24 protein-coding genes and 2 riboswitches are annotated in these 23,068 nt (G+C 35.3%); of the genes, 10 read left to right on the forward strand and 14 right to left on the reverse strand.

Annotated elements, in window-relative coordinates; all coding sequences use genetic code 11:
• Positions 1-11: 11 nt before the first annotated feature.
• Positions 12-1,151, reverse strand: a complete 1,140-nt coding sequence (locus ABH955_RS26895) for a YhgE/Pip domain-containing protein (RefSeq protein WP_404457890.1) — start codon at positions 1,149-1,151, stop codon at positions 12-14.
• Positions 1,152-1,209: 58 nt separating this feature from the next.
• A complete protein-coding gene (locus ABH955_RS26900; protein WP_404457893.1) occupies positions 1,210-1,791 on the reverse strand; it encodes a TetR/AcrR family transcriptional regulator in 582 nt (193 codons plus the stop codon).
• A 267-nt stretch (positions 1,792-2,058) separates the two neighbouring features.
• Between ABH955_RS26900 and ABH955_RS26905 the strand changes: the two genes are divergently transcribed.
• The gene (locus ABH955_RS26905; protein WP_012260194.1) at positions 2,059-2,526 is read left to right on the forward strand and encodes a YusW family protein; all 468 of its coding nucleotides are present in this window, start codon (positions 2,059-2,061) and stop codon (positions 2,524-2,526) included.
• Positions 2,527-2,550: 24 nt separating this feature from the next.
• Here the strand turns inward: ABH955_RS26905 and ABH955_RS26910 are convergent, their stop codons facing one another.
• From ABH955_RS26910 to ABH955_RS26930, 5 genes are read right to left on the reverse strand one after another with little or no spacing between them, the layout of a single operon-like run.
• Positions 2,551-4,161 carry a peptide ABC transporter substrate-binding protein gene (locus ABH955_RS26910; RefSeq protein ID WP_404491860.1) on the reverse strand — a complete coding sequence of 537 codons (1,611 nt, stop codon included), beginning with the start codon at positions 4,159-4,161 and terminating at the stop codon, positions 2,551-2,553.
• A gap of 13 nt (positions 4,162-4,174) precedes the next feature.
• Positions 4,175-4,948: an ABC transporter ATP-binding protein gene (locus ABH955_RS26915; protein ID WP_012260192.1), complete on the reverse strand. Its 774-nt coding sequence runs from the start codon at positions 4,946-4,948 to the stop codon at positions 4,175-4,177.
• Positions 4,945-5,955 (reverse strand): ABC transporter ATP-binding protein, encoded by a 1,011-nt coding sequence (locus ABH955_RS26920; protein WP_012260191.1) that lies wholly within the window; start codon positions 5,953-5,955, stop codon positions 4,945-4,947. The genes ABH955_RS26915 and ABH955_RS26920 overlap by 4 nt, the downstream gene beginning before the upstream one ends.
• Entirely contained in the window at positions 5,912-6,916 is a 1,005-nt protein-coding gene (locus ABH955_RS26925; RefSeq protein WP_404491861.1) for an ABC transporter permease, read from the reverse strand. Before ABH955_RS26925 ends, ABH955_RS26920 begins: the two co-directional genes overlap by 44 nt.
• A gap of 16 nt (positions 6,917-6,932) precedes the next feature.
• Positions 6,933-7,850 (reverse strand): ABC transporter permease, encoded by a 918-nt coding sequence (locus ABH955_RS26930; RefSeq protein WP_016095104.1) that lies wholly within the window; start codon positions 7,848-7,850, stop codon positions 6,933-6,935.
• 137 nt (positions 7,851-7,987) lie between these two features.
• A riboswitch (SAM riboswitch) is annotated at positions 7,988-8,092 on the reverse strand.
• A gap of 171 nt (positions 8,093-8,263) precedes the next feature.
• On the opposite strand from ABH955_RS26930, the gene ABH955_RS26935 reads away from it, so the two are divergent.
• Positions 8,264-8,479, forward strand: coding sequence for a DUF3951 domain-containing protein (locus ABH955_RS26935; protein ID WP_000371388.1), 216 nt, complete (start codon positions 8,264-8,266; stop codon positions 8,477-8,479).
• A gap of 16 nt (positions 8,480-8,495) precedes the next feature.
• On the opposite strand, the gene ABH955_RS26940 is transcribed toward ABH955_RS26935, so the two are convergent.
• Positions 8,496-8,999, reverse strand: coding sequence for a hypothetical protein (locus tag ABH955_RS26940; protein ID WP_002139912.1), 504 nt, complete (start codon positions 8,997-8,999; stop codon positions 8,496-8,498).
• 274 nt (positions 9,000-9,273) lie between these two features.
• On the opposite strand from ABH955_RS26940, the gene ABH955_RS26945 reads away from it, so the two are divergent.
• The gene (locus ABH955_RS26945) at positions 9,274-9,720 is read left to right on the forward strand and encodes a hypothetical protein (protein ID WP_002167144.1); all 447 of its coding nucleotides are present in this window, start codon (positions 9,274-9,276) and stop codon (positions 9,718-9,720) included.
• A gap of 32 nt (positions 9,721-9,752) precedes the next feature.
• Here ABH955_RS26945 and ABH955_RS26950 read toward each other — a convergent pair whose 3' ends face one another.
• The 5 genes from ABH955_RS26950 to ABH955_RS26970 form a co-directional block, all read right to left on the reverse strand.
• On the reverse strand, positions 9,753-11,012 hold the full coding sequence (locus ABH955_RS26950) for a multidrug effflux MFS transporter (RefSeq protein WP_113938318.1): 1,260 nt from the start codon (positions 11,010-11,012) through the stop codon (positions 9,753-9,755).
• Between the two features lie 117 nt (positions 11,013-11,129).
• Complete coding sequence (locus ABH955_RS26955) at positions 11,130-12,848, reverse strand: DUF3981 domain-containing protein (protein WP_033709756.1); 1,719 nt, start codon at positions 12,846-12,848, stop codon at positions 11,130-11,132.
• 78 nt (positions 12,849-12,926) lie between these two features.
• Positions 12,927-13,460, reverse strand: coding sequence for an MFS transporter (locus ABH955_RS26960; protein WP_012260185.1), 534 nt, complete (start codon positions 13,458-13,460; stop codon positions 12,927-12,929).
• Entirely contained in the window at positions 13,457-14,893 is a 1,437-nt protein-coding gene (locus ABH955_RS26965; RefSeq protein WP_404449327.1) for an FAD-binding protein, read from the reverse strand. The genes ABH955_RS26960 and ABH955_RS26965 overlap by 4 nt, the downstream gene beginning before the upstream one ends.
• Positions 14,894-15,011: 118 nt before the next feature.
• Positions 15,012-15,776 carry a hypothetical protein gene (locus ABH955_RS26970; protein ID WP_219375208.1) on the reverse strand — a complete coding sequence of 255 codons (765 nt, stop codon included), beginning with the start codon at positions 15,774-15,776 and terminating at the stop codon, positions 15,012-15,014.
• A 156-nt stretch (positions 15,777-15,932) separates the two neighbouring features.
• Here ABH955_RS26970 and ABH955_RS26975 point away from each other — a divergent pair, with 156 nt between their 5' ends.
• The 4 genes from ABH955_RS26975 to ABH955_RS26990 all read left to right on the forward strand — a co-directional run bounded on the left by ABH955_RS26975 (position 15,933) and on the right by ABH955_RS26990 (position 19,629).
• The gene (locus tag ABH955_RS26975) at positions 15,933-16,841 is read left to right on the forward strand and encodes an NAD(P)-dependent alcohol dehydrogenase (RefSeq protein WP_404449325.1); all 909 of its coding nucleotides are present in this window, start codon (positions 15,933-15,935) and stop codon (positions 16,839-16,841) included.
• A gap of 80 nt (positions 16,842-16,921) precedes the next feature.
• Positions 16,922-17,035: riboswitch (SAM riboswitch) on the forward strand.
• An 85-nt stretch (positions 17,036-17,120) separates the two neighbouring features.
• Entirely contained in the window at positions 17,121-17,933 is an 813-nt protein-coding gene (locus ABH955_RS26980) for a MetQ/NlpA family ABC transporter substrate-binding protein (protein ID WP_219300657.1), read from the forward strand.
• Between the two features lie 12 nt (positions 17,934-17,945).
• Positions 17,946-18,986: a methionine ABC transporter ATP-binding protein gene (locus ABH955_RS26985; RefSeq protein ID WP_404457908.1), complete on the forward strand. Its 1,041-nt coding sequence runs from the start codon at positions 17,946-17,948 to the stop codon at positions 18,984-18,986.
• Positions 18,961-19,629, forward strand: coding sequence for a methionine ABC transporter permease (locus ABH955_RS26990; RefSeq protein WP_002124718.1), 669 nt, complete (start codon positions 18,961-18,963; stop codon positions 19,627-19,629). The genes ABH955_RS26985 and ABH955_RS26990 overlap by 26 nt, the downstream gene beginning before the upstream one ends.
• A 48-nt stretch (positions 19,630-19,677) precedes the next feature.
• Here the strand turns inward: ABH955_RS26990 and ABH955_RS26995 are convergent, their stop codons facing one another.
• Complete coding sequence (locus ABH955_RS26995) at positions 19,678-20,481, reverse strand: SDR family oxidoreductase (RefSeq protein WP_404449319.1); 804 nt, start codon at positions 20,479-20,481, stop codon at positions 19,678-19,680.
• Between the two features lie 360 nt (positions 20,482-20,841).
• Between ABH955_RS26995 and ABH955_RS27000 the strand changes: the two genes are divergently transcribed.
• The 3 genes from ABH955_RS27000 to ABH955_RS27010 all read left to right on the forward strand — a co-directional run bounded on the left by ABH955_RS27000 (position 20,842) and on the right by ABH955_RS27010 (position 22,997).
• On the forward strand, positions 20,842-21,333 hold the full coding sequence (locus ABH955_RS27000; protein ID WP_372489020.1) for an RNA polymerase sigma factor: 492 nt from the start codon (positions 20,842-20,844) through the stop codon (positions 21,331-21,333).
• Positions 21,333-22,244: a sigma factor regulator N-terminal domain-containing protein gene (locus ABH955_RS27005; RefSeq protein WP_372489019.1), complete on the forward strand. Its 912-nt coding sequence runs from the start codon at positions 21,333-21,335 to the stop codon at positions 22,242-22,244. Before ABH955_RS27000 ends, ABH955_RS27005 begins: the two co-directional genes overlap by 1 nt.
• A 246-nt stretch (positions 22,245-22,490) precedes the next feature.
• On the forward strand, positions 22,491-22,997 hold the full coding sequence (locus ABH955_RS27010) for a DoxX family membrane protein (protein ID WP_219300662.1): 507 nt from the start codon (positions 22,491-22,493) through the stop codon (positions 22,995-22,997).
• Positions 22,998-23,068: the final 71 nt, after the last annotated feature.

Consider the following 23,068-nt stretch of genomic DNA (forward strand, 5'->3'; position numbering starts at 1 on the left):
CCTTTTTTACTTTATGCTTCTTTAACTACAGAACTTCTCCTCTTTACTATCCCTTTTATACCTATAGTGATTCCCGCTACCAATTGTGTAACTAGTATAATAAGTAATAATGAAATAATATTTTCCTCTAAACTAATTCCACCGAATATTATTGTATAATAACCATTTGCTGCGTATGTTGCGGGAAATAATTCACCGATCGTTTGATATGTTTTAGAAAGCATTGCATGTGGTACGATTACACCTGAACTTACAAGTTGTAACGATAGCGAGATAATATTAAAAATCATACCTGCATTTCCGAAAACAGTTATGAACATTTGTGTTAATGAAAGAAATGCGAAGAAGACTATTGCTTGAAACATCAATATACTCCATACTGTTTCATGCATTTCAATTTGAAATCCTTCCATCAAGCCAATTGTAATACATGCAAGTAAAATTGATACTGTACCGTTAATGATTTGTCTTGATACGAAATTACTCCAACCGTTCTTTACTTCCTTTGCCACTTTCGATAATTCCATACTCATAATCATTGCTCCTACAAATGAAGCTAATACAATCATAAGTGGTACCATATTAACGGAAAATCCTTTTGCATCATTTACTTTATGAACTGTAAAGCCAATTGAATCTTCTGTTAAGCCTTTCATCACTTCTACATTTTCATATCCTACAGCTTGTAATTTTCCAACAATCTCTTGTTTTTTATAACTTGCTGTCTCTTTATTTACGTTGTCTCGAATTTGTTTTGCTGCTCCTTCCATCATTTGTTTCGCCATCATGGCATTCGCTTGATTAATGTGGAAGTTTAAATTTGTTTTTCCCGCTTCATTTATATCTTTTGAGAAAGAAGCGGGAATTTCAATAATCATATCGTATGCATGATTGTTCATTTTCTCTTTGGCTTTTTCCATAGACGTTTCTTTTTCTGCTTGAAACGGTAAATTTTTCCGTAAACCTTCCGCCATTTTACTACCTATATTTGCATCCCCATTTACAATCGCAATACGCATTTGATCGGCCCGTTCATCCACTCCATCGTATGCTGTTAACCACACACAAAAGAAAATAAGTTGGAACGATAATGCAACTACCATTCCTACATACGTACCCGGTCGTTTTAAAAACTGTTTTAATGTATCCATCTTCTCAATCTCCTAATCGGCAAGCAAGTACACACTTGCATTTCATTTCAAATAAATACTAGGGTCTCAATGCCCTAGCATATAAGATGATATTATTCTCAATAAAATTCTCATTATCAATTTCTGTCAGTCGATTTGCAAATCGTAATTTAGATAAGAAATAACCAAAATTGATCCATATAAAATTCATTACTTGTGCTTCAATATTCGTATCAATAATCTTGCCCTGTTCCTGCATCTTTGCAAAATAAATCATTAATTCCGTTTTTAATCCTTGTGGTATTTTTGCAATTTCCTCGTCTAATTCAGGGAATTCCCCAGCCTCACGTATACCAATAGAGATAATATCTTTTGCTTCATTCAAAAATTTATGATAATGCCTTGCTAAGTTTTTCAAATCCGTTTCTAATTCCCATACAATCTCTGTTTGCAAAAACTGTTTTAAATGTGGTACATATGAAAATTCAGCAACTGCGGCTTCAATAACACCCTTCTTACTTTTGAAATTGCGAAATATCGTTACTTCATTGACACCCGCACGCATTGCAATTTCCTTCGTTGTCGCCGCTTTATATCCTTTTTCTTTCACTAATTCAACTGCTGCTTGAATGATTTTTTCTGCTGTCTTTGAGCGCGCCATAAAGTCCTCTCTTCCTCATGCAAGTGATCACTTACATTTTGATTATATTACTTTTCTAATAATTGTCAATAATTCTCTTTCGCTTCTTTTTGTATTTCAGTACCTCCTCACAACTTCAATTTACCATATACATACAAATTCTTTTTGATTTAAATTGCGGACTAATCCTTGAAGCTATAAGAAAATAATTTATTTTCATCACATACATAATTACATGAAATTAGGAAAAACTTGTATAGAACAAATTTACATAAGGAGGAATTTATAATGAGAATTTTACTATCAATTTTATTAGCTCTTATGCTAGTACCTGCATTAACAGGATGTAAAGCTCCTGCAAAAGAAGATACAACTTCTAATAAGAAAACGACTGAAGAAGCAAAAAATGAGGCTCCTGCAGATTTAAAACTAAACTTTAATGAATTTGATTTAAAGGCAGACTATCAAGATACAAAGAAAGACTACGAAGCTGATTATAAAAATGTAGCAGCCGATAAAAAAATGGAAGCAAAAGTTGAAGACCATAAAGCAGATGTAAAATTAACAGGCGACGAGGCTATTACAAAATTAAGCCCACTTCTACAAGAGTTGAAATTTGATAAAGATACTCCTGACCAAGAAGTAATTGATCAAGTAGTAAATGTATTCAAACTTGATAAAGACTATCAAAAATTCGCTTTAGAAGTTATCTTCTCTGATGGAACGAAAAAAGAATATAAGAAAGAAATAAAATAAAGAAGTAGGCGATTGCCTACTTCTTTATTTTTTAATTTTTACGTATCTTAGTTCTGGACTAGAACCAATAATGAATTGGACGCCAGATACTGATGATTTTTGCAAATACGAAGCACTTGGGAAAATAATTGGGATCAATGGTGTTTCATCAAACATAATGTCTTCTGCTTTATGCAATATATCAAAACGTTTATTTTCATCTTGTTCTGTTTTTGCTTGATTAATTAAATTATCAAATTCTTTATTGTACCACTTCGCATAGTTGCTCGGACCATCACCTGCATATAATTCTAAACGGGCACTAGGGTCTAAGTTAGAACCTCCCCACCCCATATAAGCTAATTGGAAATCACTTTGCTTGTATGTGTCGATGTAACTCTTCCACTCTTTATTTTCTAATTTAATATCTACACCAAGGTTTTTCTTAAACATTTCTTGCATTGCTTCTGCTACTTTTTTATGTTGTGTATCTGTAGTGAATTTTAATGTTACTTCAGGTAATGTAGACCATCCTTGCTCTTTCATGCCTTCTTCTAATAATTTTTTCGCTTCCGCTGGATCAAATTTTACGTAATCGCCTTTTTCTTTACGGAAATCACGGCCGCCTTGTGTTTTTGCCCCTTCTGGAACAAAAGCATATGCTTCTTGTGCATTATTTTTATACAGTTTTTCAACGATAAACTTACGATCAACCGCTAATGAAAATGCTTTACGTACTTTTGCATTTGTAAACGGCTCTTTTTCTACGTTAAACGAATAAATATAAGATGAGAATCCTGCAACACGCTTATATTCTTTATTTCCTTTTTCTTTCTCAATCATCTCTTGTGGTAAACCACTTAGTAAATCTAATTCTTTTGATTTAAATAATTGATACGCTGTTTTAGAGTCTGGAATAATACGAAACTCAATTTCTTTTAATGTTACCTTTTTATTATAGTATTCTTTATTTTTTTGTACTGTAATTGCTTGGTTATGCTTCCATTCTTTTAACGTGAATGGTCCGTTCGTAATTAACTCTTTTGGGTCTGTTTTTAATTTATTATTATCATCAATTGATTTTTTAGATAATGGAATAAATAATGAACTTGCTAGCTTTTGTTTGAAAGAAGCAACTGGATATTCAAGTGTTACTTTTAACGTTTGAGGATTAACCACTTGAATCCCAACTTGTCCCTCTTCACCTTTTCCAGTATTATATGCCTCTGCACCTTTAATAAAATACATTTCTGTCGCATTCATAGAACCCGTTTTCGGATTTAATAATCGCTTCCATGCAAACTCAAAATCATTTGCTGTAATAGGAGAACCATCTGACCATTTAATATCTTTCTTTAGATGAATTGTATATTCAGTCCCATCAGCATTTACTTCTTCTTTATCCGCTAACTCATTATGGATTTTCCCATTGTTATCCTCAGTATATAAACTTGAAAATAAGTTCCCAATTACATATCTCGAAGTAGTATCTGTCGCAATGGCAGAATCAAGCGTATACGGATCACTGCTAATATTCGTTACTAATCGATCCCCGTCTCCCTTACCAGCACTCGCCTTTTGCGTCTCTTTCTTACCGCAAGCAACAGAAGTGATCGCTAAAACAGTCATAATGACAAATAATAAAAACTTCTTCATCCTACATTCTCCTTTAACCTGAAATTTTTGGTGTTGATGCTAATAATGTTTTTGTATAAGAATGTTGTGGATTACGGAATACTTCGTCCGTATATCCAAATTCAACAAGTTCTCCTTTGTATAAGACAGCCACTTTTTCACATAAATAGTGAACCATCGGTAAATCATGTGCGATAAATAAATATGTATAGCCTTGTTCCTTTTGAATCTTTTGCAGCAAATGTATAATTTGGATTTGCAGCGAAACATCTAATGCTGAAATTGGTTCATCAAGGATTAATACTTCTGGCTCACATAATAGCGCTCTTGCAATGGCAATACGTTGACGTTGTCCACCGCTAAATTCGTGGGGATAACGATCAATATATCGTCTATCTAATCCAACACGCTCTAGTGCATCACCTGCGACTTTATCTTTCAATCCTTTATCGCCTAAACCGAATGAAATATAGCCTTCTGTTACAATATCGCGTACTTTCCAGCGCGGATTTAATGCAGCTGTGGAATCTTGAAAAATGAACTGTACTTTCTGCAAGAAATCCCGCTTATGAGCTGACTTCAGCTTGTGAACAACTTGACCGTTATAATCAATTTCACCAGACGTTGGACGCTCGATCCCAGCTATGAGCTTACCAAGTGTTGTCTTTCCAGAACCACTTTCTCCAATAATGCCAAGCGTTGTTCCTTTTGGGATAGAAAGTGATATACCTTTTAACGCTACGATTTCTTTATTTTTACTTCCATACGTTTTCGTTACTTGCTTTACAGTAATTAAATCTGTCGTCATGAGGCATTCACCCTCTCTTTTGGTTTCGCTTTATTATGCTCCAGAATATGCTGCCAGCAATGTGAACTATGCTCCTCAGAATATGTTGTTCTCTCTGGGAAGCGATGAATACATTCTTTTATCGCTACAGGACAACGATTCACAAACGGGCATCCAAAACTATTTAACGTTTCAATTGAAGGCGTTGTTCCCTCAATTGCTCTAAGTACCTTTTCTGAATCATCCATATTGGGAATTGCTTGCAATAAACTTTTTGTGTAAGGGTGCTTAGGTGAGCCAATTACTTCTTGAATCGTTCCTTTTTCAACAACACGTCCCCCGTACATAACTACTACTCGGTCAGCTACTTCACGTACAAGTGCCAAATCATGTGTAATTAATAAAATACTCGTATTTTGTTTTTCCTTTCTTTCTTTTAACAACTCCATAATTTGCTTTTGAATCGTTACATCTAATGCTGTTGTAGGTTCATCTGCAATAACGAGCTTCGGGTGACAAGCAAATGCAATTGCTAAACAAATACGCTGCCTCATACCCCCACTCAACTGATACGGGTATTGTTCAAAGCGTTTCTCTGCTTCATGTATCCCTAAATCATTTAGTAAGTTAATTGCAATTTCTTTTGCCTCTTTTTTCGATTTCTTTTCATGCTGCACAATTACTTCTGTAATTTGTCTTCCCACCCTCATCGTCGGATTTAAAGATGAAAGCGGGTCTTGAAAGATAAAGGAAATATCTTTCCCGCGAATTTGATTCCATTCTGATTCTTGTAAATCCGTTAATTCCTTTGATTGGAAAGATATATTTCCATCATCAATATGAATCGATTCTTGATTTAAGCCAATAATTGATTGTGCTGTAACACTTTTCCCTGAACCACTTTCTCCGACAAGTGCAACTATTTCACCTTCGTTAATAGAAAAGGAAACATGCTTCACAATTGCTTGCTTACTATTCTCTTTTTCAACGGCCAACGTTACGTTTTCTAAAGATAAGATTTGTGCCATGTTTTTTCTCCTTTCGATTACGTTTTACGATTTTTGGATCAATTGCATCTTGTAAACCGTCACCAATCGCATTAAATGCGAACATGATGAATGCAATCATAATTGCCGGGAAGAATAGTTGCCACCATTCTCCGCTTAGTAATATCCCAAGTGCATCGTTCGTCATCGTGCCCCAACTTGCCGCTGGTGATTGTACTCCAAGTCCGATAAAGCTTAAAAATGATTCTGAGAAAATGGCTGCTGGAATTGTAAATGATAAATTTACGATAATAATCCCTGTTAAGTTTGGAATTAAATGTCCGTATATAATTTTCATATGAGGTGTACCTAATCGCTCTGCTGCAATAACAAATTCTCTTTGTTTCAATGAAAGTACTTGCGCTCGAATGAGACGTGCCATGCCAATCCATCCCGTTAACGCAAGAGCTATAATAATTGTAAAAAGTCCTGGTTTCATAACGATTAATAGTAAAATAACAATTAATAAATATGGGATACCGTATAACACTTCAATCCCTCTTATAATCCACTCATCAATTAACGTTCCAAGACGATTACGTCCTCTCACATATCCACTAAAGCCACCGATAAGTACACCAAGCCCTATATCAAGAGCTGCTGCTACCAATCCAACTGTTAATGAAATTTTCCCACCAGCCCAAGTACGCGCCCAAATATCTCTCCCTAAATCGTCTGTTCCGAACCAATGCTCACTACTAGGCGGTAAATTAGTTGCTTCTTTTACTTGTTCACTCGCAGTAAATGGCGTTAAACTTTCGCCAATAAGCGAGAAAACAATAATTAGTAATAACGTCACTGCCCCTAAAACTGCTATAGGGTTTGATATAAACTTGCGAAACACTTCCTTTTTCCAGCTAATCGTTTGCTGATCTTTATTTATCGTTAATTCTTTTTTCTCTTCATTCGTTAATAACTGGTCATTAATGTCATAAGCCCCCATTTAAACATCACCCTCCTTACGTAATAGAACGAATGCGCGGATCAACAATACGATGAATGATATCTGTAATAAAAATACATACAATTAATAGCGCACTATAGAAAATGGTTGTTCCCATAATCACCGGATAATCTCGGTTGAAAATACTGTCTACAAAATATTTTCCTAAACCAGGAATTGAAAAGATTTTTTCAATAACGAAAGTCCCTGTTAAAAGTCCAGCCATTAATGGGCCAACAAATGTAAGTACTGGAACAATCGCATTTCGAAGAGCATGTCTTATAATGATTTTCTTAATTGGTATACCTTTCGCTCTCGCTAGCTTAATATAATCACTCTGCAACACTTCAATCATATTAGAGCGAACAAATCTTGTAATAACTGCGATTGGCCCGAGCGCTAATGCGAAGGAAGGTAATACAGTATGCTCAAATGTTCCCCAAGACGCCACTGGTAATAATTCAAATTGTATGGCGAATACTTGTATAAATAGTGGCGCTAAAATAAAACTAGGAATAGAAATACCGAGAATCGCAAGCAAGCTCACACTATAATCAATCACTTTCCCATGATATAGCGCGGCAAATGTACCTGCTGCAATTCCAACTAACAATGAAATAATAAGTGCTTGTAAACCAATAATCGCTGATGGACCAAAGCCTGTCGTTATAATTTCTGATACACCTTGCCCCGTCGATTGAACGGATTCACCAAAATCAAAATGCACTACGCCATCTAAATAAGCAACATATTGATTCCATAACGGTTCATCAAGGTGATACTTTGCTCTCATGTTTTGTATCACTTCTTCAGGAAAAATCTTCGCATCTGATGAAAATGGATCCCCTGGAATAATATGCATAATCAAAAATGTTACTGTCGTAATAACCCATAGTGTAAATACCATAACCGATAGTTTTTTAATCACATACACTTCAATAACCCCCTAAACAAATGAATTTACTTTGTTTTATTGACATATTTGTTGCCATTACTCCTTCTCTACTTCTTAAAACACAAAAAGCCTTGATCTTAAAAAATAAGATCAAGGCTTAATAAAACTATGCCCATCACTTATCTTTCAAGACTTGCTTGCTGGAATTAGCACGGTGTTCTATTACAGAACCCGCTGCTGAGGTGTCATAGGGCCAGTCCCTCTACCTCTCTGGATAAGTAAATTGCTATATTATTATTTGGTTCAAATTGTATATTTCGAATTATAATTCTGAAAAAATGAAAAGTCAATCAATTTGGATATTTTTAGAAAAATCAGTTTTTAATAGCGTTATTTCTTAAAATCACTACTTTAGCTTATAATAAAATTAATTACTTTAAAGGAGTTATAAAATGGATCCACTACTTCTGGCTACTATAGGATTGCCATTAACAATCGTCATACTCGTCATCATCGGCTTCTATAAACTCTTCATTAAAAAGAAAAGCATCACTTCTTTTTACACTCCATTCGATAATATTACTGGACAAACAATTTCAGAATTTCACGAAGAACAGAAGATATTAGTATCCGAGGATGAAGACGGAGATGGTAAAAAGAAAAAATAACCTTGCACACGCAAGGTTATTTTTTCGCTTCTGTTTGAAAACGTTTATAGTATGTCGATGCTGTTGCAAAATTAATTTCTATATCACGAATTAATGATGAATCTTCTTCTTTAGCTAACTTCTGTAATTTTTTCATCGCTTGTTCCGATTCATTCAAGAAACCAACATATACCTCATGTTCTTGCTCTTTCGACTTTGGAACACGAATTTCTTTACGTATATTATCAATATCTTCTAACATGCTCGTTGTTACCTTTTGCACATCTTCTTTATATGTAGCATTCGTTATTTCCTTACCGCCCTTTTCTTTTGCCACTTCAAATAACTGTAACGCCTTATTAATTTCTTTATTTATTTTCGCATCATATTTTTCATGTACTGCGCTGTATTCTTTCATTTCTTCTGTTTGCTCAGTGGATTGCTCTACCTTTTCTTTCGGTTCTTTCGTATCTTTATTTCCATTACATCCTGCTAGAAGGATCATACTTCCCATTACAGCAATACCCAAAACCTTCTTCATCTCGAATTCTCCTTTTATCTACAGCTACTACTAATTATAGTTTCTTTTATCTCCACTTGTTATTATACCGAGAACGCCCCACTTTTTACACTTAAGACGATATCTTAATATACATACCAACATTTTTGTCACAGTATCGTCACTTTATGCAAATAACTTTTGCATCACTTTACTACATCACCTTACAAAACTGTAAGCACACATAGAGAACAAACCATGCTAGACTTACATATGCATAAAGTAAGCGTAGTTCAGTTTGTAAGGAGAATCATCAATGTACAATACAATACCCTTTATGGGCGAAGATATTCGCGTCCTTATTCGCGAAAAGTCACTTCATATTGAAAATACAGAGAGCCTTCGCCGCGTATTAAAGAAGAAGCATGCTCCATTTAAGCTGGCCCAATATTTAAAGAAACAACATATAAATCAATTTCATACTGTGCTAAATATATCCGATAAATCTTTAACAATCGAGATTATCGGTCATGTCTACATTGGAAATTTTGCAGATGTCTTAAAAGAAATTCCACGCATACCGAAGATTGCTCCTATTATCGTTGAGAGGGCATATAGAATTACAGATCATACTGATATTATTGATTGCGGGGAGAAAGAGGTCGACAGTAACCGCTGGGTATGGGATAAACTTGCTTTCTTATATGATGCGATCATGAATAATATGTATGAGTTATTTCAAAGAAATGAAAAAAAGAGCTGATTCAAAGAAATGTTTGAATCAGCTCTTTTGTATTAAGCTTCTAACTTTTTATTTTGTTGCAGTTCAAACTGCTTCTCACTTCTTCTAGCCATAAATAGATAACATAATACAGCACCAATTTCACAAAGAGCTATAACAACCCCCATCGGTAATGCTGTATTACTTCCACCAATACCTACTAGCGGTGCAACAAGTGCTCCTGAAATGAACTGTAATAAACCTAGTAAAGCTGATGCTGTTCCTGCTGCTTGTTTTTGATTTCTCATCGCTAACGAGAAGCCGGTTGTTGATACAACCCCAACACTTGATACAACAAGAAATAGCGAGCATAAAACACCGATTAGCCCTATTCCAAGTGCGATTGTAAGTAGTAATGATAGACCGCCAACAGCCGCAATAATAATACCAGCAACAAATAAAGTTTTCTCATTAACTTTCCCCGCTAAGCGGCCAGTAACTTGGCTAGCAATAATAATACCAATACCGTTAATTGCAAAGAACAAACTAAACTGTTGTGGTGATGCCCCGTATATATTTTGCAACACGAACGGTGAACCAGAAATATAAGCAAACATTGCAGCTGTTACTAACCCTTGCGATAATGCATATCCCATAAATAAACGATCTTTCAAAAGCTTTCCGTATGTTGCCAGCGTTCCTGATAATCCACCTGTCTCTCTTTCTTCAGGAGGTAATGTTTCACGTAATACGAAAGTAGCTGATATTAGCATGAATACACTAATTGCTCCAAGCACGATAAAGACGCCGCGCCATGATGTGAACTGTAATAATTGTCCTCCAATAATCGGTGCCAAAATAGGTGCTGCCCCGTTTACTAACATAAGTAATGAGAAAAACTTCGTCATTTCAGAACCTGAATACATATCGCGTACCATTGCACGTGATATAACAATACCAGCAGATCCTGAAGCACCTTGTAAGAAACGTAAAAGCACTAAACTCCAAATAGATGGTGCAACAGCACAAAGTAACGAAGAAGCAACATAAATAATAAGAGCGATAATAAGAGGTTTGCGCCTTCCGTAAATGTCACTGATTGAACCAATAAATAACTGTCCTACTGAAAGCCCAAGCAGACAAGCAGTTAATGTAAGCTGCGCGAGGGATGCACCCGTTTGTAAATCATCCGTTAACTTTGGTAAAGAAGGCAAATACATATCAATAGATAATGGCCCAATTGCCGTAAGTGTCCCTAATACAAGAATCATCCATAACCTGTTTGTCTTTACAGGTTTATATACTTCGTGATTAACTCCATTCACTTTTTCCATTCACCCTTTCATATAAATACTCAATCGTAACAATTATAGTTACAACATAAATATACGTCAAGTATACCGTATTTCCCTGTTTAATAATGTAAAAAAAGCGATAGAATCTCTATCGCTTTACTTTTTCAAATTACTATTTGTAAATTTAGATACAGATGCCATCATTTCTCCTGTGTCTAAATATGTGATTTGAATTGGATCTCCTACTTCTGTAAACATTGCATATGGGAATTTCTTCGCCGGTACCATGAATACTTTTTGCTCGTTTTCTAATAGTACGTACACAATCGTATTTTCACCTGATTTTTCTTTATACACACGTTGTACAGTACCTTCTTTTTGCGCTTCTTTCCCATTTGAAGTCGGTCTAAATGAGTCACCACTTCCGCTCAGCGCATTTTTATAATTCTCAAGTGCTTCTTTTTGCGTTGAACCTGTTGCAAACACTTTTGCATTAGAAGCATATATGACAGTATGAGCACGTACTAATCCGCCGTCATCAATAACCGGTACAATCCAAGAAGGTTTACCATATACGTTATAAATAACCGGCATTGTTCCATGCCATTTCTCTCTCTTAAAGGAATTATCCACTACTTCTGTAGCAGCCGAACCATCCATAATTCCCTTTACTTCTTTTCCGTTATAGTAATACAACTTACCTGTACGCGCATCAATAAGCGAATAGCCTAGTGCAGAATCTACTCCTTCTTTCGGAGAGGTGAAATCAGTAAAATAATATAACGTTCCATCCTTACCGAAGATTGGTGTAACTCCTTCTTTCGTTCCCCACTCAGTCGGAATCTTCATATCCGTTTGTGAGAATTTTGTATTCCAAAATCCGTGAATATATTTACCGAAATACGTATTTAATGTAGATGCAGTCTCGTGATTTAATACGCCATCAACGAATTTAGGTGCCTTTCCTTTGTCGTATCTTTTCACTTCACCTGTTTGTGCGTCTACTACTACAACACCTTCTACTTCAAATCCAGATCTTCCTGAAATAAATTCACCATACGTCATTGTATAATACGGTTTCCCTTTATCATCAACTTCAAATTTTGGTTTCCCTTTAAAAACTAAATCTGGCTCTGCTTTTCGAACGACACGTTCTAATTTATTACCGAAAAACATGCTCGGCACATATTTCATTTTATAACCAAGATGCAGTTTCGCTTCCGCATCAGGATTCGTACCTGACATCGTTACGTACCCTGGAATTGTCTCAGCTTTACGTGCTTTAAAAAAGCCTGAAACTTCAATCGGTGCTACATATAAAGCCTCACCATTTACCATTTGTGGCGTTAATTCCCCTAGCTCAAAATAAGCTACTTTCGGAATATCCCCAAATACCTTTTTCATTTTATTTTCCGCTGTTTTAGGCGGAACTGTAAACGGCTGATCATTTTCAGTAAATGGCTCTGAAATATCTTTCTCGATCTTCACAACAGAATCATATTTTTTTTGCGTGATTACTATATCGTGCAAATAACCAAAATAGCCGTAACTTGCGAGTAAAACAAACATTAGAAGTCCCTTTAACGTACCTTCTAATTTCCCTACCTGCTCTTGTGAGAATAAAACAAGCCCAATTAAAATCGCTACTGCAACAGAATAATGAGTAAGAATAGAATCTGCTCGATCATCAATTAGCCAGAAATATTCATAGATTGCAATACCTATCCAAAATAAAACAGGAATAACTAAAATAGATGATTTCTTACCCTTTACAACTTTCTCATTTCCTCCTTTATCCACCGCGCGAATTTTATTACCGCTTCTAGTCCATGGAATCAAAAACAAAGTGAGAATAGCTAAAACTATAAATTTCATCAAAGGCAATGTCCCCTTTTCTTTTGTCTTCTCCATAAGTATAACAAATAAAGGGTAATCAGGTAAAAATGGGTATGATTATATTTTTTTGCTACTTAATACAATTCCACTCACTGCATATAAAATAGATGCTATATAAAAAATGGTGCCAATCGTAAAGAAATCTACTAAATATCCCGTTGCAATAACTGCTACTGCTCCTCCAACCGATGTCCACACATGATATTTTCCAATCTCATAACCAGCTTTTTTCTGTTCTACCTTTCGTGCTAACGATGTCTTCTCCGTATTACGCTGCACAGCACCTAAAATACCCATTAAAATTTGGAGAATGTATACATGCCAAACTTCTGTTGCAATAGGGAAAAAAAGCATTAATATAGCCATGGACCATGCGTATATAATTAATAACTTTCTATCACCTACCCTATCAGAGATTCTTCCAACTAACGGATATACTAGAGCTGAAGTTAAGGCAAATAAGCCGTACGCCCAGCCAAATTGCGAGAAACTATTTCCTACATTTCGAAGCAATAGTATATAAAAAGGAAATACCATACTACCCGCCATCATAATAATGCTTTGTGAGGCTACAAATCTTCTATATGTCATTTGCTATACTCCTTATAAAATAAATTCACAAACCTTTCCTCTGGGTCTACTTCCTTCTTCTTCTGAAGGAATTCTTCTATGCGAGGATACGCTTTCTTTAGTTGCTCCTTTTCCGGATAAGAATAATACGGTAAATAATAACTTCCATTATGCTTTAACGTAACATCAATCATCTTTTGAATGACCACTTTTGTTTTCTTTATTTCATCTTCAGAACGCCCTTGATTAATTAGAAGCACAAGCGCAAACATATCATCTTTCGCATAAGATAGCACCGCATTCTCATTCTTTTCTACATAGCGGATTGTGATGTTAAGAAGGTTTAATTCCTCTTCATTTAAAACACTTCGCAAATCATCTATATACTCTGCAAAACCATCTATCGGTACAAAGTACTCTTGTAAAACTTCGGTCAAGTTTGGATTATCGTATTCCATAAAAGCACTATCAGATCTCATTACGTTATTTCGAGTTTCGTACTTACCATCTGTACGTTCAAAATAACTTCTTTGTATATCCCAAAATGCGCCCTTTCCCCAGTCACTATAACGTGATAACCCAAGTAAGAATTTCGGCGCAGCTATAATATTTTCTTCTTTTAATTTGCTGTACTCTCCCAGCTTCTGTTGATCTTCTGCCAGTACATAATCTGTCACATACATTTCTTTTAAAAATGAATTTGGGGCAACAGAAATACGTGCTAAATGCATACGTATATTCTCGTCCCTTCGCACTTTATTCTTAAAGTATGAAGAGTATTCTTTATAATCTAGTACCTTCGTGTCCGTTTCATACAATTCATCGTTTGTTAACTGTAGCGTCACATCTAAAATCACACCAAATAATCCATATCCTCCAATTACATACGGAAACAAGTCAGCATTTTCTTCTCTATTTACATTACGCACCGTACCATCTGCCATTAACAATCTGAACGACTCTACTGTATCAATCAATGCTTCATGACGAATATCACGCCCATGTACATTTACACTTAATGAACCACCAACAGTAAAAATATTTTGAGATTGCATCACTTGAACTGCAAGACCATATGGATTGATTTTCTTTTGAATGTCATTCCATGTGACACCACTTTGCACCCTAATCCTCTTCTTCTCCGGATCGAATTCTAATATTTCATTATATCCTTTCATATCAAGCATCGTACCGTTAGGATAATATGTCTGCCCGCCTTGGCTATGTTGCATACCTGCAATAGAAATCTTCTCTCCAGATACTTTTGCATCTTGCACTAACTTTTTTAATGAACTTTCATCCTCAGCATTTTCAACACGTTTAATTTTCGTTGGAAGCAACTTTCCTACATCACTCATAATAGGATGATCCAGTTGCTCTTTGTATGTATATATAGATGTCGCGAGCAACACTGTATACGCTACAATAACAACTGCTATCTTTCTTTTTTTCAAATGGCACTCTCCCCTTCTAACGTTCTTCCTCTTCATATTGTACCTACTTTCCTACGAAGAAGGTATTAACAAAAAAGAGAGAGACCCTTTATTTTAGGTCCCTCCCTCATCAAAACTGTTACTTTGCTGCTGGCAGCTGTATTGGCTCAAACTTTTCGTACGATGTATATTTTGCATTCGTAATAATGTGTGCCTTATCCTTACCATTACTACTCATAATCATATCTATCTTCGCTGATTCATATTTAAAATCTTTTGTAATGATATATTCCGCATCCACTTCTTCTATCTTTGCGTTTTGTGCTTGTAGCATTTTCTTCTGCGTTTCATCCATGCTAGTTAACATACTCTCTGTTTCTTGCCCTTTTAATATAAACGTCAGCTTATATTTATCTCCGCTTTTCTCCATCTTCATTTTATCTAAAACTACTGCTGGCACTTCTAAATTATCTATAATATCTTGAGTGGCTTTCATTCCGCCAGCATTTAATTGCTCCTCCGGTACAGATATAACTTCTCCTGTATTAGGGTTTTTCACCTCACCAGCAACTTTACCATCCACAGTATACACTACAACATCTGTACCAGAAATATTCATTTCAGAACGAGAATTCTTTGTCTTTGGCTCTAATTGCATTTTAGCCTTTAATATATCCATCTCTGTTCCCTCAGCTTTTATCCCTACATCATATGTCATCGTTACATTTTCTTCGTTTTTAAAAGCTTCGTTCGTTTTCTTGAAAACATCCTTCGCTGCTAATTCCTTTTCTTTTTGAACTGATTCTTTTTTCGGTTCATCAGTCTTTGCTGTTTTCTCATTACTACACCCTGCACCTAAAATAACTGCAAGGATCATACTAGAAGTTAAAATAAGTTTTTTCATAATTTCTCCTCCTTTCCAAAAGGATATCATCTATTTTCCTTTGAAATCTATATACTTTTTAATATTTCTATTTAACTTTATTTCTCGAATAACAACATGTTTAAAGAAATACTTAAATATGTTGTAAATAAAAACAACTAAATTCAGGAGGTCATTATGAAAGCAATTATTTGCACAAAGTATGGGCCGCCTAATGTTCTCAAACTTCAAGATGTAGAGAAACCTACTCCTAAAAAGAATGAAGTATTAGTTAAGATTCACGCAACAAGTGTAACTACTGGAGATTGTAGAATGCGAAGCTTCACTAGTCCTCTTTTATTTTGGATTCCTATGCGATTTGTATTAGGTTTTAGAAAACCAAGAAAGCCTATACTCGGTGTAGAGTTATCTGGTGAAATTGAGGAAGTAGGAACGGATGTAACTCAATTCAAAAAAGGAGATTACATCTTTGCATTAACAGGACTTAACGTTGGTGGTTATGCTGAATACGCATGCGTATATGAAAGTGGATTGATAGCATTAAAACCTACCAATGTGACGTATGAAGAAGCGGCAGTTATTCCTTTCGGCGGAACTTCAGCATTACATTTTCTGAGAAAAGGGCACATAAAAAAGGGACAACAAGTACTTATATATGGCGCTTCCGGATCAGTAGGTACCGCTGCTGTGCAACTTGCTAAATATTTCGGTGCGACTGTTACAGCTGTTTGTAGCAATTCAAATTTTGAGTTAGTACAATCTTTAGGAGCTAATCACGTAATTGACTATACGAAAGAAGATTTTACAAAGCGCGATGAACGCTACGATATTATATTCGATGCAGTTGGAAAAATTAAAAAATCCTATTGCAAGAGCGCATTAACAGCTAACGGTAAATACGTATCAGTCAACGGAACGATGGCAAAAGTAAGCAAAGAAGATATGCTTCTACTAAAAATGCTAACGGAAGAAGAAAAATTAAAGCCAGTTATCGATAAAACTTACCCGTTAGAAGAAATTTCAGAGGCTCATACGTACGTAGAGACCGGACATAAAAAAGGGAATGTTTCCATTACCTTAAAATAAAATATATTCAGAAAATAATATTGACAATTCTTTTTGTAACATTTACTATTAGTACCATATTTAAAAACTACATACACATACTCTTATCAAGAGTGGCGGAGGGACTGGCCCGATGATGCCCGGCAACCGAGCTTATAACGTATAAGCTAAGGTGCTAATTCCTGCAGAACGATTTTCGTTTTGGAAGATAAGAGAGGAACCTATTTCGTCTATTCGGCACCTCTCTTATTTTTGAGAGGTGCTTTTTATTTTGGAACGTATATTAAGGGGGAATTATAGATGAAAAAGATATTATTAAGTATTGTAAGTGGAGCTGTATTATTGTTAGGCGCATGTGGTGCTAATTCTGATAAAGAGGTAAAAGCATTAGATGAGAAAAAGATTACAGTTGGTGTAACAGGCGGACCGCATGAACAAATTTTTGAAAAGGTGAAAGAAGTTGCAGCAAAAGATGGCCTCCAAATCGATATAAAGGTATTTAATGATTATGTAGCACCAAACGTATCTTTAGATGAAAAAAGCCTCGATGTAAATAGCTACCAAACAAAATCTTATTTAGACGTATTTAAAGCTGAACGTAATATGAAATTAACTGAAGTATTTTCCACAGTAACATTCCCTATGGGTATATACTCTAAAAACTTAAAAGATGTAAAAGAATTAAAAGAGGGTGACGCAATTGCTGTCCCAAATGACCCAACAAATGAGTTGCGTGCTTTAAAGCTATTTGAAAAAGCAGGTGTTTTAAAAGTTGATCCAAAAGCTACAGAAAAAGCGACTGCAAAAGATGTAATTGAAAATCCGAAAAATTTAAAGATTGTTGAATTAGAGGCATCTCAATTACCAACGCAGCTAAGTGAAGTGAAGGCAGCTGCGATTAATACAAACTTTGCATTAGGTGCAAAATTAAGTCCAGCAAAAGATTCTATTTTCCGCGAGGGAAAAGATTCACCATATGTGAACTGGGTCGTTGTGCGTACTGAAAATAAAGATGATGCTGTTGTAAATAAATTAAAGAAAGCTTATCAATCTAAAGAAGTAAAAGATTTCATTGAGAAAAAATTCGATGGTTCTGTTTTACCGTCTTGGTAGGAGCTGACTATAATGATTGAATTAAAAAACATCTCCAAAGTATTTTCAACAAAAAAAGGGAATGTTGAGGCCCTTAAACCAACTTCCCTTAAAGTAAAAAAGGGTGAAGTATTTGGAATCATCGGATATAGCGGCGCTGGTAAAAGTACATTAATTCGTTGTGTAAATTTATTAGAAAAACCAACGACAGGAAATATCATTATAAACGAACAAGATTTAACAACCTTATCGACGAAAGAACTCGCAAAAGCGAGACAAAAAATCGGCATGATTTTTCAAGGATTCAATTTACTTAAAACCGTTACCGTTTATGAAAACATCGCACTACCCTTACGTCTATCTGGTCTTCCCAAAAATGAAATTGAAAAAAGGGTAGAAAAGTATTTACGCATTGTTGATCTCTTTAATAAAAAAGATGCCTATCCAAGTGAATTATCTGGTGGTCAAAAACAACGTGTAGCAATCGCTCGCGCACTATCTCATGAGCCTGAAGTTTTATTAAGTGATGAAGCAACGAGCGCATTAGATCCGGAAACGACCGATTCTATTCTTGATTTATTATTAAAGATCAACGAAGAAATCGGAATTACGATTTTGCTAATTACACACGAAATGAATGTCATCCAGCGTATTTGTGACCAAGTTGCTGTAATGGAACATGGATCTGTCGTTGAAAGTGGAACAGTGAAGGACATTTTTACAGATCCACAACATGTAACAACGAAGAAATTTGTAAATAGCGCGTTTGCAGCTAAAATTCCAGAAGAGGTACAGAAAGAACTACAAAGCACCGGGGAAATCGTAACACTTTCATTTATAGGAACCGCTTCAGGAGAACCAGCGTTAGCTGTCGCTACAAAACGTTTCCACGTATATCCTAATATTTTATCAGGCAATATTACGCAGTTAAAACATGAGGCATATGGAAAACTGATCGTTCATATGCAAGGTGAAAAAAGTGAAGTACACCGTGCCTTATCATTTTTACAAGAACAAGGGATCATCGTAGAAGGAGGTAGAACAGATTATGGGAAACAAGTCCTTTTTGGATGAGTGGGGTAACGTAATATGGGAAGCAACAATTCAAACATTTCAAATGACATCTATTTCACTACTTATCTCTATTCTTATTGCATTACCACTCGGTGTCACACTTGTTTTAACGAGACCTGGTGGACAGCGAGAAAATAAAATTATCTATCCTATTCTTAATACAGTTATTAATATCATTCGTTCTCTTCCGTTTATCATTCTATTATTCTTCATTTTACCTTTTACAAAGTTTCTAATGGGAACGTCCATTGGCGTGCAAGGTGTTATCGTACCACTTGTTGTCTTCACAGCCCCTTACATTGCCCGTTTAATGGAAACTGCTTTATTAGAAGTGGACCGTGGTGTCATTGAAGCATATCAAGCAATGGGAGTCTCTACTTTAAAAATCATTTGGCACGTTATGGTTAAAGAAGCTCGCCCGTCTCTCGTACTTGGATTAACAATCGCAACGATCGGCTTAATCGGTGCAACAGCAATGGCTGGACTTGTAGGTGCTGGCGGCCTTGGTGATTTAGCATATCGATTCGGGCATTTACGCTACGAACCTGAAGTAATGTATGCAACAGTCTTTATTTTGATTATCCTCGTTCAAGGATTACAGTCATTAGGGAATGGTGTTGCACGAAGATTGAAGAAAGATTAAAAAGAAGGTATCTCACTAAAATGAGATACCTTCTTTTTATTTATAAATTTATCTCTTAAATCCACCTTCTGAATGAATAACTTGTCCTGTAATCCACCCGGCTTCTTCACTCACTAAAAACTTAATAAGCCTTGCTGCATCCTTTGGTTCACCAATTCTGCCAAAAGGAAACATCGGTGTTAACCCGCGCTTTATCTCTTCAGTCATCCATCCCGTATTAGTTGGACCTGGATTAATCGCATTAACCGTTATCCCTAAATGAGCCACTTCTGCTGCTAACGTACTAGTGAGAGCGTCAATAGCTCCCTTCGTCGTTGCATACGCTAATTCTCCAGCCATAGGCCCTTTAAATTGTCCCGACGTCATATTCACAATTCTACCACCAGATTTTTTATCAAATCCTTGGGCAAACTTACTACTTAACAATGTAGTGCCGCGAACATTTACCATATAATGTTTATCTAACTCTTCAGCAGTCAAATTAGAGAAATCATTATTCGTAGAATATGCTGCGTTATTAATTAATATATCAGGGTACCCCATTTGTTCAGTAACTTTATTTATAAGTTGTTCCGGCGCATCATTCCGAGTTAAATCTAACTCCATACTTGATACTTCAACACCGTTCTTTATCAGCTCTTCTTTTAATTGTATTTGTTCTTTTGGATCAACGCCCCAAGGCATCTCTTTATCGTAATTCGTCCAGTACGTAAAAAAGACATCGTATCCTGCTTCAGCTAATTCTTTACAAATCGCTGCTCCAATACCATCTAGACGACTAACACCTGTAACCACAGCTACTTTATTTTTTAATTGATTCATACTATACTCCTCCAAGTTTAAAGGACGCATATTTTATATAAGAGATATAAATTTCCCTACGCATTATCTTTACAAAAGGGATGTACAAGCCAAATATGCAATCCTTGAATGATTTACAGACAGTTAAATAAACCCTCACTTACGAGAGAAAAATTTATCTATCTAGTTTCTAATCATTACAAGTTCGTACACATATCCAGTCTTTGTCTCCTTTCCATATATCTCCACATTCCATTTTAACATTAGGGATTTAATATTCCAACAAATAAAATATCTATTCCTGTTTATGAAGTATCCTATACTATAAACCATAGTTAATAACTTATTTAAATTTAAAGTGTATACATTTATCATTACCTATCCGTTGTATAAGTGTAGGGAGGAAAAGTGATGGGAAAAGAAAATATATTGACCTCCTATCTTATCAGTTTAGGAGAGGAAGTGTTCAAACTATTACTAGCGAAAGGGGCTATAAAAGAAGATGCAGAAGACATCATCCAAAATACTTTCTATAAAGTATACACGTTGCTAGATGACCTAACCGAGAGTAACATACGTCCATGGTTTTTCAGAGTCGCATTAAACGAATACATTGACTTGAAGAGAAAAAAGGAGCAGCAAAACATCTATTTAACTGAAGAGATTTATTCAAAATTACAATATACAGACCGAGAATTGGATGCTGTTTTAAATAAAGATGAGATTTTCTATCTATTAAAAGATATAAAACTAGAATATAAAGAAGCCTTCTTTTTAAAGTACTATTACAACTTTTCATATGAAGAAATCGCTCTAATATTAGATATTCAAGTAAACAGTGTCAAACAAAAATTACATCGCGCACGTAAAATAATTCATTCTACAGTAGGAGGAAAAACTTAATGGACACTTCTTTAAAAGATGCGTTAAAAAAAGCGAAACGTAAGCAATTACTCAAAACCATTATTACTTCTATTATCGTCGTAATAATACTTATCCCTATATTTTATAAGATCGGTAATTACTTCGCAGCGAAAAGTTCTACGAAACTTCACGAACATCTCTTTTTACATAACGCAATTGCAGAACCGAATGTGCAAATTGATTCTCAAGTAACGAGTAACTCATCCATGTTTGGCGGCAATATTATATCAAATCGTTCTAAAAATATTAATGGTTATGTAGTCCCGTGGAACACATTAACAAGTTCCTATGGTTGGCTCCGTACCAACATTGATACCAACGAATTAACGCCCGGCTTTTATTGGTCCGATACAGAGTTCTATGAGTACGATAAACAAACTAAAAATAAATTCGCGACATTTTATAATCCAGCTATTAAAGAATATCATGATGGTGTCCAAAATGAATTAGGCGAAGTTTCACAAATGAACAACTATGTTGCAGAAGTTGCTCTCTCATTCAATCAACCCTATACATTACAAGAAATTAAAGAAAAAATTCCAGATACCTTAAACATTGTATGGCTATATATGACATCACCAATTGGAGATGAAAGTAAAGGGCCTGCTGGTATGCCGGTTTACGGATTCAATCCAGATAAGTCCCCTGAAGAAGCGTACAAAGAGTTCGTTGATTCACTTAAACAATACGATGACGATGGACATGATGAAGGCATTCAGAAGTTTTTAAAATCAAACAAAAACAAACCCTTTGATCAAGTGAAAATTTTAGGTGTCATGCTAACCGGGAAAACAGAGAATTTTAAGGCGTTAGAAAACCAAGGCTTTATTCGCGGTGCCTCTGTAGGAGCTACTGCGCAAGTAGTTCCTTATATAAAACCAGAGAAATAATAAAGAAAAGATAAACTAATAGTAACTAGTTAAAAGAACGTGCATTAATCTATTTACTATGGGAGCTATCTATTTTAGTGGAAAGCTCCCATCCCTCATTTATTGTTCATCCTCCAAAAAATAAATTTCCAAATACTTTATGTACAAATGAAAAATCATAATTTTTGTTCACATTATATCCATTGTGAATCTATTCACAATGGATATATAATAAACATGTAAATACAATACATTGGAGGGATTTCAATGGTTATCAATTTTTTAAGAACTGATAAACGCGCTACTTTCATATTATTATTTTTACGACTTTACATAGGATATGCATGGCTTGCTGCTGGAATAGGAAAAGTTTTTGGACAATCTTTTGACGCAAGTGGTTTTCTAAAAGGAGCTATCGCTCAAGCATCAGGTGACCACCCTGCAGTACAAGGTTGGTGGGCAGATTTTCTTCAACATTTTGTTCTTCCAAACGCAGACCTATTTAGCTTTTTAGTTCAATGGGGAGAAATTTTAGTAGGGCTAGGTTTGATTTTAGGTGGATTAACAAAAACAGCTGCATTTTTCGGCATCATAATGAACCTTTCATTTTTATTAAGCGGAACTGTTAGTGTAAACCCAAACCTGCTTATTTTAACTATGTTCATTTTAGTTGCAGGACATAATGCTGGACGTATTGGATTAGATGGTTATGTTTTCCCAAAACTTTTCAAAAAAAATAACCGTGAAGCATATAAATTAAATAAGACTGCATAAGAACAGTTCATCTTTTAAATATAAGCTAATAAGAAACACAATCATTCTCTCACATAAAGTGAAACCGAAAT

The organism is Bacillus sp. RC240, assembly GCF_044907945.1.
GTDB lineage: Bacteria > Bacillota > Bacilli > Bacillales > Bacillaceae_G > Bacillus_A > Bacillus_A mycoides.